Here is a 13,891-nt window from a genome sequence, read left to right as displayed (position 1 = left end):
ATGCCGCAAGGCACGGCGCAAACGCCCCTGTGTTCTTCAGTGGATTTTTATATGATTGGCATGCATATTTAAGTGGGTTGCGGGAGTTATCCGCGAGCGAGTCACCGGTGAACAAGACTTCTGGGAGTAAGCTATACGTGCACAAGACTTCCGGGAGCAAGCCGTACGTGAATGAGTCATCCACGAACGATTCAGCCAGGAGCAAAGGGGAGCAAATATGAAGCGCAAAATGGATATTGCGTGTGGACAAGCCGCTTTGCGCGCTTATGTTGAGAATTTCGGCTCCGATGAAGCGGCTGATCCGCAGTGTGTTCGTGATGCGGTTCGCTACACGTTAGAAGAGTTCGCCGAGCGTTTTCCGGGCAAGAGCGTGGAGATTCGGGTGCCTTGGATTGGCGCTGTGCAGGCCATTGCAGGCCCTGCTCACAAGAGGGGAACTCCACCTAATGTGGTTGAAATGGACGGAGTTACGTGGCTTAATCTCGTTTTAACTGGGCACACTGGTGGCGGGCGCGTTCAGTATTCAGGCGTACGGGCAGACCTGAGTGAGTATTTTCCACTATCTAATGTGCTTGGTGTTTAAAACCGGTAGGGTATAGACGTGCCCAAGATTGCATTACAAGCCAATGAAGCCACGAAAAGCGCTGTTGCAGAGGCTATTTCACATTTGAAAGCCGAAGCTGGAATTGCGAAAGATTTTTCTCCGCAGGCTTTGGAAGAAGCTCAGCGACACAGCAGTATTGATATTAGTTTTCTTCCGGATCGGCGTGATATTCCGTTAGTGACGATCGATCCAGAGGGGTCGCGCGATCTCGATCAGGCTGTGTATATCGAGGATTGCGAGCAAGGTTTCGTGGTCTATTATGCGATTGCCGCTTTGCACCTCTACGTTGAACCTGATGGTGTTCTTGACCGTGAACTGCGCGAGCGTGGGCAGACGATCTATCTTCCTGATGCGTCAATTCCGCTACATCCACGAGTGATTTCGGAGGGTGCTGCCTCGCTTCTTCCGGATCAGGATCGCGCTGCATATTTGTGGACGCATTATTTGAATCGAACGGGTGAATTAGAGCGCACGAACGTTGAATTGGTGCAGGTGCGTTCGCGTGCTCAGCTTTCGTATATGCAGGTACAAGCGCATGTCGACGGCGGTGGCGAGCTTCCCGATAGCGTGCCGGTGTCGTTGGCCTCGCTGTTGAAGACTGTAGGCGAACTTCGCATTGCTGTTGAGGCTGCTCGGGGTGGCATTTCGCTCGATCTTCCAGAACAGCGGATTGAATCCACGGATCGGGGCTTCAAGCTGGTGTTTCGTGAGTTGACGCAGGTCGAAAATTGGAATGCGCAAATCTCACTTCTCACGGGGATGGCAGCGGCGTCTTTGATGACGCGTGCAAATATTGGACTTTTACGCACTCTTCCTCCTGCTCAAGACGTCGATGTGGAGCGTTTGCGCCGAGTGGCAGCTGCGTTGGGTTTGGATTGGCGCAGCGATCAGAGTTATCCAGATTTTTTGCGCACTCTTGATTCTTCCGCTGGCCCGGCTCTGGTTTTCTTGAATCAGGCGGCGGGTCTATTTCGCGGCGCAGGCTATCTTGCTTTGCCAGGGATAGGTGATGATACCCAAGCTGCTCAAAATCGCGTGCATGGAGCAATTGCGGCCGAATACGCGCATGTTACGGCGCCTCTCCGGCGTCTTGCAGACAGATACGGTTTAGAGGTGTGCAGATGCGTCTGTGCAAAGGAGCCGATTCCCGATTGGGTGCTTCGCGTTTTGTCGCAGTTGCCAAAGATTATGAATGATTCAAATCACCAGGTGAGTTCTTTGGAGAAGCGTGCTTTGGGAGCCGTGGAAGCGTTAATCTTGCGCGGGCGTGAGGGGGAGAAATTCACGGCTACTGTGATTGAGCTGCGGGAGCCGCGCGAAGATGAGCCTGGTATGCAGCGAGGAAAGATTATGTTAGCCAGTCCAGCTTTGGAAGCTTCGGTGAGTGGACCTGCGCTGCCGTTAGGGCAGCAGATTGAGGTTGAGCTGGAACGTGTTGACATTGCCAAGGGAAAGAGTTATTTCCGCTATCAGCCTGATCAGGAGTTGTAAGAGCTTTGTTCTTAGGCTGGCTGTAATTCCACTTTGACGCTGAGCTCATTGACTTGGGTGTAGATATGGGTTGTGGCCACCGACTGGTGACCACAACCCATATCTGACTGATCAACGCTACAACTAATTAGCGTTTCCCGGACTCCCAATCTTCGGATTCGTCGTCTTCAGGAATGTCGTACTTAGCTGCGATTTCTGCATACGCATCGTAGTCGTCGTCGAAATCGTCGTCGTACTCAGCCTTTGGCTCGCTGCCGTAGGATGTTAATTCGCGCTCGAGAGCAGCGTAATCCGTTTCAGGACTGAAATACTTCAAGTTACGTGCGACTTTTCGCTGTTTGGCTCTTTGACGGCCGCGCCCCATAGGGTCGACCCCCCTCAATCATCGAATGAGGATGCGTGAACTCACGCACCCAACTGCTTGCAATTTATTCTACGTGAACATACGATACCCTGAAACGGCTTAGAACTCCATGTGATCCATAAAATTATACTGTTGTGTTTCCAATAGCTCTGATTTGTGGAATTTGCCATATATAAATTACAATTATTTTGGTATTAAGAATTCACCCTGCTGTGCAGGGTGAATGCATGTGTGAAATATGGATATGTGAAGGTATTCAGAACTAAAACATGCGAGACTTGTGTATAGCGTTTCCTTAGCTCACCAAGCCGTTTAAGGGGACGTTGAAATAGGAGGAAACATGACCGAGGAAAAACCTTCTGGTGAGCTGATGACGCCAGCTGAAGTAGCGGCGCTTTTTAGAGTCGACCCTAAAACGGTTGCACGCTGGGCGAATTCGAAGAAGATTCCTTCAATCCGTACATTGGGTGGGCATCGCCGTTTCCGTCGGGAAGATATTCAGGCGATCCTCGACGGTAACACTGAAAATATCGATTCTGAATAGGCTAGTTATTCATCCTAGCTTCATATCATTGCTATTCGTGGCTATAAGAAATACGCAGAATTAATGATGCTAGCTATGTGGTTGGGGGGGGGGCGACACCCAGTGCGGGTGTCGCCCCCCCCAAAAAAACCACATGTATCAGAGGTGTTACTTAAGTACCTTAACTGGACAAGTGCTCATCAGCGTTTGATGATTTTCACGATAATCAAACCAAGGATTGCGGCAACGCAACCACCAAAGATCTTCAAGGCCTTTGGATCGCCATTTGCCACGGCGTCTAAGAAACTGCGCGCATTTTGAGAAGCGTTAGCAAAGGCATTCTGTGCCTTAACCTTGGCTTCTTCTTGCAAATTCTTTGGATCGAGTCGAGCTGCTAACTCATCAACTGTGGCAGTGAGTTCGAGGCGGATTCTTTGCAGATCAGATTCGATCTGTGCAGCGCTGCGATTATCCTCTCCTTCTGGAGCGTCGTAATCAACAGCTTTCTTTACGCTTGCTGCAAGTCGTGCCTCGGCTACGACGTGTGGATTAATTCGGTTCGTATCCTGAGTCACTTGTTGAATCCCTTCTTGATAGCCTCAACATCTTTATTGATACCTGCTTTAGGGTCGATGGTATCTTTTTGGGCAGATTTGATCTTTGACATCGCCACCAAAGCGAGAATCAAGATAATAACTAGCAATCCACCTGCCACGATGAGGAATGCAAGCCATGTGCTCACCACATTTGCGAGACCGAATCCCGCTGCCATCAACAGCATGCTGAGCATGTAGAGCGCCAAAATTCCAGCAACTGCAAAGAGTGCTCCGGCGGTTCCAAGTTTCGCCACTTTGCTTTTAGCCTGTGCTACGGCGAACTTAATTTCGTCACGAATCAATGCGGAAAACTGAGCCGTAATCTTTGCTACAAGTTCGCCGATCGTTGGCGAACCGCTCTTGAGTGCCGACCTAGACATTGATCCTGTTTCAACTTTGTGTCCGTCTTGCGATTGGTTAGTAGTGCTCACAATTAGTCCCTTCATGGCTATATGAACAGCCTGCATTCACTTGCAGCAGTACCGCTAGCGACAAGCACTAACTGCTACCAGCGTAGATAGAACAAGTCTACGCAATAATTTATGCGCGTGTTACCCTTTCCTTGCTATTCAGCTAACGGAAAATTACAGAACTAACACTAGGTCATTCGTCACAGAAGTGTCTACAATCACAGTATGGCTACAACACATTTCAAAGGACAACCCGTAAATACCTGTGCAGAACTGCCTGAATTAGGCCAAAAAGCACAAGATTTCGTGCTCACTGCGACAGACCTATCTGACGTAAAACTCTCTGACTACGCTGGGAGAACAGTAGTTCTCAATATTTTCCCCTCCGTGGATACGGGAGTGTGCGCACAATCGGTGCGAGAGTTTAATAAACGAGCATCCGAACTCGATAACACCACGGTTCTATGTATTTCCAAGGACTTACCATTCGCCCTTGATCGCTTCTGTGCTGCAGAGGGACTAGACAACGTCGTCTCAGCATCCGCATTCCGTTCAGATTTCCCATCTGCCTACGGCGTAGAACAAATCGACGGACCGCTCCGAGGCTTGCTTGCGCGCACCGTCGTCGTCATCAATCCGGATGGAAACGTGAGCTACACCGAACTCGTGCCGGAAATCGCTACTGAACCAGATTACGACGCCGCACTGGCTGCAATCTGACCTAAGCTAAACGCAAAACTGGCCGCTATCGAGTCCAAGAGTCTCGACAGCGGCCAGTGTGCATTGAAAAGCGCAACTCAGCGACCAGCGAACTTGGAAGTAAATTTTTTCACTATTTTTTGAATCGGACCAATTTCATCCATTTTGAATGCGAACATGAGCCCGATAAAAGTGGCGGTCATGAGCGTGCCCACCACAAGAATTGCCACCAAAGACAGAGCTTGACTGCTTGAAAGCGCTGCAGATCCGCCAAAAAGCTGGATGAGAATTTCGCCAACTCCCACAGTGACCAGGCAAATCAAGGCCAGCTTCGCATGGGTGAGCAGCAGTCTGCGCTCATCCAGACCGCCCAGACGCCCCCGCAAATGCATAAACATCACTACCGCGGCGAGCGTATTGGTGAAAGCCATAATTCCGGCAATGCCAATTACCACGTACTGAGGTGCTAAGAAGCCAACCGCGAAATAGCCGAGCGCCATGAAAATAGTAATTGGCACGTCGATAAAGAACACGGCTCGTGTATTCTCAAAGGCGAAATAGACCCGATTGAGTACCGTCTGCACACCGACTCCAAGCAGGCCAATCGACATCACCATTAACACGGGAGCAAGAGCCTGTACCTCGGCGTTGGAGACGAAAAAGCCCAGCAGGCGGGAAGCTGGCATCGCCAAGACGAGAATGCCCGCCAAAGCCAGGAAATTGAAAGTAGCTACTGTGCGAAGCGCTAAAGACGTGTCAGAGCGGATCGAAGCGAAATCCCGATCGGCCGCAGCCTTGGCGAGTTGGGTGAAAATCGCCGTCGCGATCGAGACTGTGACCAGCGACGTCGGCAAAGAATAGAGCGTATATGCCGCCGTATACACCGAATTGCCAGCTACACCTTCCGTATATTGGCCAGACTCCAATGCGCGCTGTGTAGCGTCCGCCGCCACGTTGGACAGGAGCGCAGTGGGCAGAATTGACAAGATCATGAGAGCTAGCATCCAGCCAGAGGCCTTACCGGCGTTTGCCAGCCCTGAATTTCGCCACGCAAAATCTGGCCGGAAATGAATGCCAATTTTACGCAACGGCAAGATCAAAATCAGCGCCTGCGCTGCGATACCCAAGGTAGAGAAGCCGCCTAGTAGCATGCCACTCAATCCGAGCCACTCTTGCGCCGAGCCAGGGGAGGTGGAGCGAGAACTGCCGTAGAAAGACAAAATGATCAGCAATCCTGCAATTGCCACTACGTTATTGAGAGCAGGTGCCCACATATAGGGGCCGAAGTTCTCTTTCGCATTAAGAATTTGACCCAGCACCGTGTATAAGCCATAGAAGAAAATCTGTGGCAGACACCAATAGGCAAAAACGACCGTTAAGTGATACCACTCAGGGCTTAAAGTGGCAGCGAATGCTTTAACAATTATCGGTGCGCAGAGCGTCAAAAGCAGGGTGATTCCACCCAGAACCACGATCGTGATCGTTAAGAGTTTGTTGATGAAAGCGGCGCCATCGTCTTGTGCGTCTTTGGAGGCGCGCACGATGGCTGGTACGAGCACCGCATTGACCAGGCCGCCAGCGATGATCATGTATATGAGCGTCGGGAGACGATTGGCGATGTCGAAAGAGTTGGCGACGGGTGAGGTTAGGCCAAGCGCAGCGCCAAGCAGGATTGGGGAGCGGATTAGACCAAGGAGGCGCGAGGTGAACGTGCCAAGAAACATCACTAATGACGACCGGGCTACGGTTGAGGTGCGGGTCTGCGTTGAGGTGTTGAGTGTGGTTGAGGTACTGGCTGCGGGAGTGGTGTGTGTGGCATTGGTGGCTGCATTGGTAGACGCTGCTGATGGAGTTGAGATGCGAGCAGGCGTTTGTGATGACGTGCGCTGCGGTTCTTTTAAGGAGCGAGAGCGCAGTGCGCGCGGTTTGCGCCGCGGAAAGAATGGGACTTCTCCTGCGGCGTGACGTGGTTTGTAATTGTGCGATTGGCGCATGCTTCGAATTTTACACGGCGAAGCTGGCGCAGCTGTTGAAGAGAAGCTTAGTGTGATAATTTGGTGCTCTTTTTGCAACATCTCGAGATATATCGAGATGTTGCAAAAAGAGCACCAAAAGACGTTCGGGATTCGACCCAGACCCGCGATGGCTGTGGCTCGGCGCCTCGCCAGGCCTGAGTATGCGCCACCAGACCCGCGTACGGGGACACCAGGCCTGTCCACGCCACCAGACCAGGGCTAAGCGCCAAAAAGCGTTGCTTAAGATCCGACTTTTCACTGGCATGGTAATGGAAAGTCGGTGTTATTGAGGTATAGGAGCTCTATACGGTAGGTTCCTTGACATGGCTTGGGTTATGTACTTTGGGTGAGAAAACGTAGTATTCGAGCCCGACGGTGTCCTTTATGTCAAAGCATGATGAAGAAAAACGGGAAGAACAAGTCCGGTACTCAACGCTGGTATTGCCCTGATTGTCGCTACAGTTCAACATCGCGCGATTACCGTCAACAACGTCAGCGTCAGTTTCGCCAGTTCCTTGCCTATGTCACGGACACCGCGCCCAGGCGCGTCCAAGGATCCTCGTTACGCACCTGGGACCGTACGCATGCCTGGTGCTGGCACACCAGACCCGCATGGCAGGTGACAGGCGAGGTATATGACCAGGTCTTTATTGACGGGACCTATATTCCCTATGGTTGGTGCATCTTGATCGCATCCACCACTAAGGGCGTGATCACTTATCAGGTATGCCAACGTGAAAACAAAGCCTCCTATACGGCTCTACTTTCACGTATCCCCGCTCCAATCGTGGTAGTCACTGATGGGGATAAAGGAGCACTAGGGGCGATTAGACAATGCTGGCCAGAAGCACGTATTCAACGCTGCCTTGTCCATATCCAACGCAATATTCGACGCGTGACAACCATCAACCCGAAAACCGATCAACACAAGGCTCTACACCAACTCGGACGCGACCTGACCCGCATAAACACAGCAGAGCACGCTATCACTTGGGTCAAAGCGTTAGCAGCGTTCCACCAGCTCTACGATGACTGGTTGGAAGAGAAAACATACCGCACCGATGTGTCCATCAGTGATATTCCCACTTTCGCAAGAAATAATAAGAAATGGTGGTACACACACTACCAGACCAGACGCATCATAAAATCTCTCGACCGATACGTCAAAGACCAGGTCTTGTTTACCTACCTCAGAGACGACCTAGACACAACCACTGTCCTTGCCTCGACGACTAATAAGCTTGAAGGTGGGATCAACTCGCCCCTGAAAGCTTTCCTTCACGCTCACCGAGGCTGGTCAGAAGAACACATGCTCACCGCAATCAATTACTGGCTATACACCAACAGTATCGACCCCAAACCCTTAGAAAGCTTCATCGACAACATCACGCAACCCCCAAAGCAACCAGTCCAAGAAGAACAACCCGGACCCGTCGAAATCGACACCACCATCAACCACGAACAACCATGGGAAGACAGCCTCCACATCCGAAAAAGCTGGGCCGGACGCTAACAACACGCCGTCAAAAGCAACGCATTTTGGGGGTTATAGGACAAATCGTGTTGGTTTTTTATACCGGTCCTTGCCATTGGCCGTTGTGGTGGAAATCGGTCCAGTTCGCTGCTGTTCCCCATCGCTGGATTTCTTCTTGGGCATGGTGGTGACTGGCTCGGGTGAACATGGCTTCGATTTGGCTATCCGTGTAGGTAGTTTCCAGTAACTGCGCTGGCGTGTTAGGAAACTCCGTGTGTTGATAACACCACCATAAAATCGTCTTGACCTGGTGATCGATCGGCATTCCACGATGCGATCTCAACACATGTCGTAAACGCGAGTTCAGGGATTCAATCAGGTTAGACGTTGCAGGAATCGGGTCATCATCAATACTCAGACTCGGATCAAGATAGGTAAATAACGTTCCATGACGTACCAGAGTATTAAGCGAATTTTTAGCACGAATAAGCCGTGCATGAGTGGGAACAATCTGACCGTTCGCAAGGCGAGTTTTCTCAGCAAGGAACGCCTTCCATGCCGTATTCCACACCGCTAACTGACCCATCCATGCAAGCGCTTCCTCACGCGTGTGGATGTGTAATAAGTCTTTCGCAAGACCATAAAGCTCAACACCAGCACGAGTACGTGGCCGGCTCGTGGTATAGCGCTTGACAGTGCTAAAAGCGTGAAAGACACAGCGTTGAATACGGGTAGTGGGCCATGAAATTTTCACAGCCGAAGCAATTCCTGGACCACCATCACATACAACAACATCTGGTGGTGCAATACGTGAAAACAATGCTTGCCACGCAGCCGTTGTCTCACGACGTGCTACATACCAGCCAAGAACATGTGTTTTCGTACAAGCGATCAGCACAACAAGTTTGCGTGACAGATATATCCCATCCACAAAAACCACGTGATGAACCTCCTCAACAACTGGACTCACTGGCCATAACTGCCAAAACTGGTGGAATCGACGCCGAGCATTTCGCCCCTGACCAGGCAGATCCCGATAACGCAGATCCGAGGTCACGAAATTGAGAAAAGCTGCGAAATAACGAGCAGTGACATCATTAGAACGACTTTGACTCGCCCGGCACGACAGACAACGGAATCGGGGCCGACCAGAACCACTCTTGCCCCACTTTTGGGTAACTGAACCACACAATGAACAACGAGGATTTCCCATACCCTCAAGTCAACCGAGTTCAAACCCTACTTTCACCCGCAATACCAACAAAAAACCAGGCCAAAACCAACACGAAATGTCCAACCAAAAACTCGAGCCAAACCGACTTCAAACCCGACTATTGCTTACCACACCAACAAAAACACACCCAAAAAGGGTTATAGGACAAATCGTGTTGGTTTTTTATACCGGTCCTTGCCATTGGCCGTTGTGGTGGAAATCGGTCCAGTTCGCTGCTGTTCCCCATCGCTGGATTTCTTCTTGGGCATGGTGGTGACTGGCTCGGGTGAACATGGCTTCGATTTGGCTATCCGTGTAGGTAGTTTCCAGTAACTGCGCTGGCGTGTTAGGAAACTCCGTGTGTTGATAACACCACCATAAAATCGTCTTGACCTGGTGATCGATCGGCATTCCACGATGCGATCTCAACACATGTCGTAAACGCGAGTTCAGGGATTCAATCAGGTTAGACGTTGCAGGAATCGGGTCATCATCAATACTCAGACTCGGATCAAGATAGGTAAATAACGTTCCATGACGTACCAGAGTATTAAGCGAATTTTTAGCACGAATAAGCCGTGCATGAGTGGGAACAATCTGACCGTTCGCAAGGCGAGTTTTCTCAGCAAGGAACGCCTTCCATGCCGTATTCCACACCGCTAACTGACCCATCCATGCAAGCGCTTCCTCACGCGTGTGGATGTGTAATAAGTCTTTCGCAAGACCATAAAGCTCAACACCAGCACGAGTACGTGGCCGGCTCGTGGTATAGCGCTTGACAGTGCTAAAAGCGTGAAAGACACAGCGTTGAATACGGGTAGTGGGCCATGAAATTTTCACAGCCGAAGCAATTCCTGGACCACCATCACATACAACAACATCTGGTGGTGCAATACGTGAAAACAATGCTTGCCACGCAGCCGTTGTCTCACGACGTGCTACATACCAGCCAAGAACATGTGTTTTCGTACAAGCGATCAGCACAACAAGTTTGCGTGACAGATATATCCCATCCACAAAAACCACGTGATGAACCTCCTCAACAACTGGACTCACTGGCCATAACTGCCAAAACTGGTGGAATCGACGCCGAGCATTTCGCCCCTGACCAGGCAGATCCCGATAACGCAGATCCGAGGTCACGAAATTGAGAAAAGCTGCGAAATAACGAGCAGTGACATCATTAGAACGACTTTGACTCGCCCGGCACGACAGACAACGGAATCGGGGCCGACCAGAACCACTCTTGCCCCACTTTTGGGTAACTGAACCACACAATGAACAACGAGGATTTCCCATACCCTCAAGTCAACCGAGTTCAAACCCTACTTTCACCCGCAATACCAACAAAAAACCAGGCCAAAACCAACACGAAATGTCCAACCAAAAACTCGAGCCAAACCGACTTCAAACCCGACTATTGCTTACCACACCAACAAAAACACACCCAAAAACCAACACGATTTGTCCTATAGCCCCCCAAAAACCAACACGATTTGTCCTATAGCCCCATTTTGGCGCTTAACCCCCAACAGGCCCCGCGTATATACAAAGAAGCCCCTGCTGAGCAGGGGCTTAACCTTGTGGCTCCGACCGGCGTCGATCCGGTGACCTTTCGATTTTCAGTCGAACGCTCTACCAACTGAGCTACAGAGCCAGATAGAAAAACACCCGGTTTCCCGGGGCTTCTCAGCGACCCTGACGGGACTTGAACCCGCGACCTCCGCCGTGACAGGGCGGCGCGCTAACCAACTGCGCTACAGGGCCATTTTCATGGCGACACTTTCGTGCCAACTTCTTGAATCTTTCCAAGAAGCAGTACCCCCAACGGGATTCGAACCCGTGTTGCCGGCGTGAAAGGCCAGTGTCCTAGGCCACTAGACGATAGGGGCAAAAGAACTCGCGTCCTTTTCTCGGTTCCTCGTTGGTGGAACGGATATAAGCTTAAGGGGTAAACGGGGGTAAATGCAAAATCGCAGGGTATGTGTCCTTGGTCACGTTTGGCTCTTGGCAAGTAAATATAACGCAAACGAGCGTTTTTTAGCACTCTGGAATAGCCTTAATACTATGAATCAATGGATGGCAACAACTGGTGACGGTGCGACGTCGGAAGCTGTAGAAGCGACGTTTGACGTGCTGCAAGTGGTCTTGGGTGTGGTGCTCGGCGCCCTTGGTGGTTTTATCGCAGGCCTGCTTCTCCTTGCGATTGGAAGAATGATCGTTCGACGACGCAGTCAAATTCAGCCGCTGATGAATGCGACCTCTCGGCCGTCAATTGTTGCGTTAATGCTGGTAGGTGCTTGGATAGGCTTCAATTTTGCTGATGGTCGCGTCAACACCGCTGCAGCTCCAGCATGGTTGGAAAATGTCGATCATGCTTTCCTGGTTTTGGTCATTCTGGCAGGTACGTGGCTTGCCGTGGGGGTTGTGAATGGCGCGATGGGTGTTATTCACAACAAAATGCGTGAATCTTCTGAGCGGCGCGCGAAGCGCGTGCAAACGCAAACCCAAATTCTGAACAGGGTCATTGTTGTTGTTATTTGGATTCTTGGTATAGGTGGCGTCTTACTGACGTTCCCGTCGGCGCGGACGGCAGGCGCATCGCTTTTCGCCTCGGCAGGTCTTGTGTCAGTGGTCGCTGGTCTTGCTGCCCAGACGACGTTGGGTAACGTCTTTGCGGGACTTCAACTGGCCTTTTCAGATTCGATTCGTGTCGGCGATATCGTTTATTACAAAGATAATTACACCACTGTTGAAGAAATCACTCTCACGTACGTCGTGCTCGCCGTCTGGGATGGGCGAAGAATCATCGTGCCGTCGTCGTTGATGACGACTCAGTCTTTCGAAAACTGGACGCGTCGCGCGCCGGAGATGTTAGGCGACGTAACGTGGGAGGTCGATTGGGCCTTGCCGCTCACCGCAGCGCGAAAGCAGCTCGAATTCCTGCTGCGTAACACTGATCTTTGGGACGGCGAAACCGGAGTTCTGCAAATTAGTAACGCAGCAGGTGGAACGCTGCAGATGCGCGCAGTGATTTCTGCAAAAGATTCGGCCACCCTGGTGGACTTGAAAAACTATTTGCGTGAGCAGATGATTCATTGGATTCAAACAGAAGCGCCGCAAGCGATTCCGCGTCAGCGCCGATACTTTGATGAGCCGGTGGAGATCGTCGAAGCGGCTCATCAAACGAATAAGCAGCTAGAAGATCGCATCGAACGAGAAGAGCCGGTACAGTATTTGCCTGATGTTTGGCCTGAATCGGTTGGGAATCCGGCCGCAGTAGCCCAAGATCGGCAGCGCACGACGGTGCTGTCGGTCAAGGATATTAAGGAAATGCGCGATATTCCGCCACTACCGCAAGATTCGCCAGCAGAAACTATTGTGATGGCGCCAATTACTCCGGATATGGAAGACCCGCGAAAGAAGAAGCCGGCAAGTGATCAATCTAGCTCCAATTCGCGAGAGCTGCGCACTTCCGATTCTGGTGAGCTGACGAACACCGATGTGCGTGCTGGGCATGAGGCGTCTTTGTTTAGTGGTTCTCCAAGTGCAGAGATGCGCAAGCAACATTTTTCTGGTCCGGGTGAAGAAGCTTTTGCTGAGCGCAATCGCAAGATTGAAGAGATCGAGGAAGCAGAAAAGGGCGGTAGCAAGAACTTTTCCTCTTCTGAAAATCCTGAGCAAGGTTCTGAGCAATCCTCCGAGAGTGGTCGTGACGCAGAGGGTGGACGCGGCACCGAAGACGCGCGTGACGCAGTGGACGTGAAGCGCTCCAGCGATGTGGCACAAGCATCGGTTAGCAGTGATTCTGGCACGGCGCATAACCAGGCGCAGGGCCACGCGCATAACCAGGCGCAAACGGGCGCAGAATTAACTCGTGACCAGCGTCAAGAGCCTGCCAAGAGGACGCTTAACCACGCAAATAAATCGATGGAAGCAAATTCCGATATGCACCACGAAGATTCTGCGGCACACGGCACAGAATCAAGCGGCGACATAAGTGAATAATCGCTGGTAAAACGTGTATGGTAATGACAAAATGCGGTACTGCAGTGAAGGGGAGGCATGAGGCATGATGGATGAGCAACCCAAAATTGTAAAATCCGAAGAGGAATGGAAGAAACTCCTCAATCCGATGGAGTATTTGGTGCTTCGCCAAGCAGGTACAGAGCGTCCTGGAACTGGTGAATTGCTGAACGAAAAGCGCTCGGGGATGTATCTGTGCCGAGCTTGTGGGGCTGAACTGTTCTCATCTGCAACCAAATTTGATTCATTTTGCGGATGGCCGTCGTTCTTCGATCCAAATGAAAAAGGTGCAGTTATCTATCGCACGGACACGTTGCTCGGCTATGAGAGGACGGAAGTGCGATGCGCAAATTGCCATTCCCATTTAGGGCATGTCTTTCCGGACGCGCCACAGACGCCTACTGGAAACCGGTACTGTATGAACTCCGTGGCGCTCAAATTTGTGCCTGACCAGCAATAACCTCACTTGCCGTTCT

Annotated in this window: 14 protein-coding genes and 3 tRNA genes; 8 read left to right on the top strand and 9 right to left on the bottom strand. The window is 51.1% G+C overall.

Features of this window, described 5'->3' with window-relative positions:
- The first annotated feature begins 217 nt into the window (after window positions 1-217).
- Entirely contained in the window at window positions 218-583 is a 366-nt protein-coding gene (locus tag JOD55_RS00260) for a sterol carrier family protein (RefSeq protein ID WP_204397502.1), read from the top strand.
- Window positions 584-601: 18 nt separating this feature from the next.
- A complete protein-coding gene (locus JOD55_RS00255; RefSeq protein WP_204397501.1) occupies window positions 602-2,095 on the top strand; it encodes an RNB domain-containing ribonuclease in 1,494 nt (497 codons plus the stop codon).
- 127 nt (window positions 2,096-2,222) lie between these two features.
- Here JOD55_RS00255 and JOD55_RS00250 read toward each other — a convergent pair whose 3' ends face one another.
- Complete coding sequence (locus JOD55_RS00250; RefSeq protein ID WP_204397499.1) at window positions 2,223-2,459, bottom strand: DUF3073 domain-containing protein; 237 nt, start codon at window positions 2,457-2,459, stop codon at window positions 2,223-2,225.
- A gap of 340 nt (window positions 2,460-2,799) precedes the next feature.
- Between JOD55_RS00250 and JOD55_RS00245 the strand changes: the two genes are divergently transcribed.
- Window positions 2,800-3,003 carry a BldC family transcriptional regulator gene (locus JOD55_RS00245; protein WP_204397497.1) on the top strand — a complete coding sequence of 68 codons (204 nt, stop codon included), beginning with the start codon at window positions 2,800-2,802 and terminating at the stop codon, window positions 3,001-3,003.
- A 179-nt stretch (window positions 3,004-3,182) separates the two neighbouring features.
- On the opposite strand, the gene JOD55_RS00240 is transcribed toward JOD55_RS00245, so the two are convergent.
- Both JOD55_RS00240 and JOD55_RS00235 read right to left on the bottom strand, forming a co-directional pair.
- Complete coding sequence (locus JOD55_RS00240; RefSeq protein ID WP_338022165.1) at window positions 3,183-3,557, bottom strand: DUF3618 domain-containing protein; 375 nt, start codon at window positions 3,555-3,557, stop codon at window positions 3,183-3,185.
- Window positions 3,554-4,009: a phage holin family protein gene (locus tag JOD55_RS00235; protein ID WP_204397495.1), complete on the bottom strand. Its 456-nt coding sequence runs from the start codon at window positions 4,007-4,009 to the stop codon at window positions 3,554-3,556. The genes JOD55_RS00240 and JOD55_RS00235 overlap by 4 nt, the downstream gene beginning before the upstream one ends.
- A gap of 204 nt (window positions 4,010-4,213) precedes the next feature.
- On the opposite strand from JOD55_RS00235, the gene tpx reads away from it, so the two are divergent.
- Window positions 4,214-4,708, top strand: coding sequence for a thiol peroxidase (gene tpx, locus JOD55_RS00230; protein WP_204397493.1), 495 nt, complete (start codon window positions 4,214-4,216; stop codon window positions 4,706-4,708).
- A gap of 77 nt (window positions 4,709-4,785) precedes the next feature.
- On the opposite strand, the gene murJ is transcribed toward tpx, so the two are convergent.
- Window positions 4,786-6,411: a murein biosynthesis integral membrane protein MurJ gene (murJ, locus tag JOD55_RS00225; protein WP_204397492.1), complete on the bottom strand. Its 1,626-nt coding sequence runs from the start codon at window positions 6,409-6,411 to the stop codon at window positions 4,786-4,788.
- Here murJ and JOD55_RS00220 point away from each other — a divergent pair.
- Window positions 6,398-6,652: a hypothetical protein gene (locus JOD55_RS00220; RefSeq protein ID WP_204397490.1), complete on the top strand. Its 255-nt coding sequence runs from the start codon at window positions 6,398-6,400 to the stop codon at window positions 6,650-6,652. The two genes, murJ and JOD55_RS00220, sit on opposite strands and share 14 nt — an antisense overlap.
- 396 nt (window positions 6,653-7,048) lie before the next feature.
- Complete coding sequence (locus tag JOD55_RS00215; RefSeq protein WP_338022164.1) at window positions 7,049-8,215, top strand: IS1249 family transposase; 1,167 nt, start codon at window positions 7,049-7,051, stop codon at window positions 8,213-8,215.
- A gap of 58 nt (window positions 8,216-8,273) precedes the next feature.
- Here JOD55_RS00215 and JOD55_RS00210 read toward each other — a convergent pair whose 3' ends face one another.
- The 5 genes from JOD55_RS00210 to JOD55_RS00190 form a co-directional block, all read right to left on the bottom strand.
- Window positions 8,274-9,389, bottom strand: coding sequence for an IS1249 family transposase (locus tag JOD55_RS00210; protein WP_204397472.1), 1,116 nt, complete (start codon window positions 9,387-9,389; stop codon window positions 8,274-8,276).
- 183 nt (window positions 9,390-9,572) lie between these two features.
- Window positions 9,573-10,688: an IS1249 family transposase gene (locus JOD55_RS00205; protein WP_204397472.1), complete on the bottom strand. Its 1,116-nt coding sequence runs from the start codon at window positions 10,686-10,688 to the stop codon at window positions 9,573-9,575.
- A gap of 285 nt (window positions 10,689-10,973) precedes the next feature.
- Window positions 10,974-11,046: transfer RNA gene (locus JOD55_RS00200), tRNA-Phe, on the bottom strand.
- A 36-nt stretch (window positions 11,047-11,082) separates the two neighbouring features.
- Window positions 11,083-11,156, bottom strand: a tRNA-Asp gene (locus JOD55_RS00195).
- A 52-nt stretch (window positions 11,157-11,208) separates the two neighbouring features.
- A tRNA-Glu gene (locus JOD55_RS00190) sits at window positions 11,209-11,281 on the bottom strand.
- 175 nt (window positions 11,282-11,456) lie between these two features.
- Here JOD55_RS00190 and JOD55_RS00185 point away from each other — a divergent pair.
- Together JOD55_RS00185 and msrB are read left to right on the top strand one after the other, a co-directional pair.
- On the top strand, window positions 11,457-13,397 hold the full coding sequence (locus JOD55_RS00185) for a mechanosensitive ion channel family protein (RefSeq protein WP_204397486.1): 1,941 nt from the start codon (window positions 11,457-11,459) through the stop codon (window positions 13,395-13,397).
- 64 nt (window positions 13,398-13,461) lie between these two features.
- A complete protein-coding gene (gene msrB / locus JOD55_RS00180; protein WP_204397484.1) occupies window positions 13,462-13,875 on the top strand; it encodes a peptide-methionine (R)-S-oxide reductase MsrB in 414 nt (137 codons plus the stop codon).
- Window positions 13,876-13,891 lie beyond the last annotated feature (16 nt).

This window comes from Arcanobacterium pluranimalium (assembly GCF_016907845.1).
GTDB classification, from domain to species: domain Bacteria; phylum Actinomycetota; class Actinomycetes; order Actinomycetales; family Actinomycetaceae; genus Arcanobacterium_A; species Arcanobacterium_A pluranimalium.
This window is presented reverse-complemented; position numbering and strand designations above follow the sequence as displayed.